The following is a 2670-nucleotide window of genomic DNA, read 5'->3' as shown; positions in this document are numbered from 1 at the left end:
CGGTAATTGGGGGCATGGGGAGCGCCTTCGTCGTCGCTCGCTGCGCGCTCTCGCTCCTCCTCCTCAGTGCGCCCCCATGTGAAAGACAGGAAGGGGCTAACCCTTTTCGTCACAGTGACGCTTATTAGGCGGCGCTTTCGTCCGGTATGCCTCGATGATGGCGTAAACAGCCTGCCGACCATTGAGGCACACATCGAGAATAACCGCCTCCAGACGGTGCCTGATAACGATCCGCCAGTCATCAAGGGGGATTTCAGCGATGAAGACCGCCTCCTCCTCCTGCTGCGCTGCAAGCTCCTCGTCCGTCATGTCGGTGACGGCGTACCGCTTCTTGAGGCCCGGCGTCCACTTGAGCACCTTGCGGCCCTTGGTGGCCTCGGCGTACTCGATGATCAGTTGCTTGGCTCGGTTGCGGTGCTGGGTGCTGGCGTTCTCGTCCATGTAGCAATCTATCAACTGCCAGAACGAGCGGTTTGATCTCCGGCCCTTCTTGGAGTTCGACTTAGCCATTTCATCAGCCAGCGTCCACGGCTTGTCCCCCATCTTGGCCACGTAGGAGGCGGCGCGGCTGCCGTCCTGCACAACTACGCCATGCTTCCGGCTCGGGGTGCCCAAGCCGAATTTGTGGCAGGCCGCCACCCACAGAACGTGCAGATCCTTCTCAAGCTGGGCGGCATCCACGCCGGAGCCCTCAAAGAACCACAGTTCGTGAAAATGGGGGTGCCAGCCGTTGGCCTCGCCGTGGTTGATCTCGGTCGCAATGATCCGGCCCTGTACGCCAAGGCGGGTTTGGAGCTGACGATAGGCCCTGTTTTTGCCCATCCAACGCAGGGCATCCTTGATAAGGGCGAGGGTATCGGTCAAGCGATCTTGACGGCCATGAGGGATAGTGAAGGTCGGCATCAACACTTGACCACCTTGGGCGAGACACTGCCCCATAGCCTGCTGGATCTCGTTGGCGCGGCGCTGGGCAATCTTCGGGGAGCATATCGGACACAGCCAGGGCAGGGCGCAAGTCTGCAATCCGACAAAGTGACCAGGTAAATACGCATCGAGCTTGGCCCATACCTGAATATCGGTCGCCTGCTTGATTGGATTCCGGTGGCAGCACGCTACGCGATGCTTTAACCCGAAAATCGCAATCAGGACAGCCTTGCGGATCCATTTTAAGGCCCGAAGTTGGGCGGGGGTCTGCTCGATCTGAAGGGTGCAATCATGCTGGCGCGAAACTTGAAAAACTTCACCAGTTTCGGCGTCGATGATTTCGCGGATTCCCTTGATTGGCGCGGGTTTGCGGGGCGTTGCACTAGGCGAAGCGGCGGCGAATTCCGCAATATACCTAGAGCGGCCACTCCGGCCCCCTGCGGCATCCAAATTCTCGGCGGGTGTTCTATCGGTTTTCATGGCGCCCTCTCCCTATGGAGAAGGCGGGGAAATGATGTAAGATCATGTCATCACCTTAGGTCTGCTTAACACGTTGCTGATGGTGATCGTCCCTCGGAGGCTAGCCGGCCTCGCGGGGGGTTTCTTTTTGCGGGTCTTGTGGCCAACTTAATGCGCTCACTGCCCAGAAATTCCCACTTCGTCTTGTGACGGACAATCGGTCAAATCGTACTCTCTGGGCTCCTCAAGGGCAAGGAGAGCGCGGCGGGGCGCTGTGGCGTTCTCCTCCCTCAGTGCCCGAACCCCTTAACTGCCTGTTTTGCAGGGAAGGGGGGGTTCACTGGCTCGGGTTAAAATGGGCGTGTCCCGCGGCCCACCACCTTCCCCCATATCGACCGCGCTGGGCCGCTTGTAGGGGCTACCGCCCCTGGGCAAGGCAGGCATCAAACACGGCCTTGGCTAAACGGTCGATGTTGTCCAGGGACAGGCAAAGCATGTCGGGGGGATTGGCGAGCAACGTCTTTAGAACCTTCACATCCTCACGATTAAACGTCACTGTGATGGTATTTTCTGCCTGTTTAGCGCGGTACTTGGCTTGGCGTTCGGCCTGTGTCATGGCCTTGCCAGTGCGGGGCCTGCCCCGTGGGCGCTTGACGGGGAGCAGGTCGGGGGTCTGGTTGTCGTGGGCGTCTTTCATGCTGGGCTTTTTCCGTGACTGTGACGATAAACAATTATTGTCACAGTCACGCTAAATAAGCAAGCGGGGGGGCGGCATTGTGCCGCCCCCCGCTGTCGTGCGCTCAGCCCGCTACCTCCAGCGGGTGGCGTCAAAGCCGCGCCACAGCTTGAAAGTACAGAGCTCTTGACCGAAAAAGTACAGAGCCCTGTACTGTCAGTGCATAGGGCCAAAGTCAGGCATGAAGCCGAGATGATCGGGGATAGATACAGGGTCAAATTGCCAACCGTGGCAACCACAGTAACCCCACACGCCCGGCATAACGACAAAGCCGCCATCTGGCTGGGCCCTCATGCGAGCGATGAGCCGATGGTCTGGGGAGCTAGGGCTCTGGGACGTTGCCTGATGCAGATCGGGGACGATGGCGTAAACAACCTCACGGCCATCCGGTGAAAACTCAGTGAGCAAGGGATAGAAATAACGCAAAGGGGGCTTTGGCCTCTTTGGCATAGGGCACCTTTAGAGTAACAGTTACGGTAATTGGGGGCATGGGGAGCGCCTTCGTCGTCGCTCGCTGCGCGCTCTCGCTCCTCCTCCTCAGTGCGCCCCCA

At 59.2% G+C, this 2670-nt stretch carries 2 protein-coding genes; both read right to left on the bottom strand.

Features of this window, described 5'->3' with window-relative positions:
• Positions 1-96 precede the first annotated feature (96 nt).
• Positions 97-1404, bottom strand: coding sequence for a hypothetical protein (locus PG892_RS21975; RefSeq protein WP_270825870.1), 1308 nt, complete (start codon positions 1402-1404; stop codon positions 97-99).
• A gap of 397 nt (positions 1405-1801) precedes the next feature.
• On the bottom strand, positions 1802-2080 hold the full coding sequence (locus PG892_RS21970) for a hypothetical protein (RefSeq protein ID WP_270825868.1): 279 nt from the start codon (positions 2078-2080) through the stop codon (positions 1802-1804).
• Positions 2081-2670: the final 590 nt, after the last annotated feature.

Source organism: Aeromonas sp. QDB68 (assembly GCF_027707405.1).
Taxonomy (GTDB): Bacteria; Pseudomonadota; Gammaproteobacteria; order Enterobacterales; family Aeromonadaceae; genus Aeromonas; species Aeromonas caviae.
The sequence above is the reverse complement of the archived record's forward strand: the minus strand, read 5'-3'. Positions and strand labels throughout refer to the sequence as shown.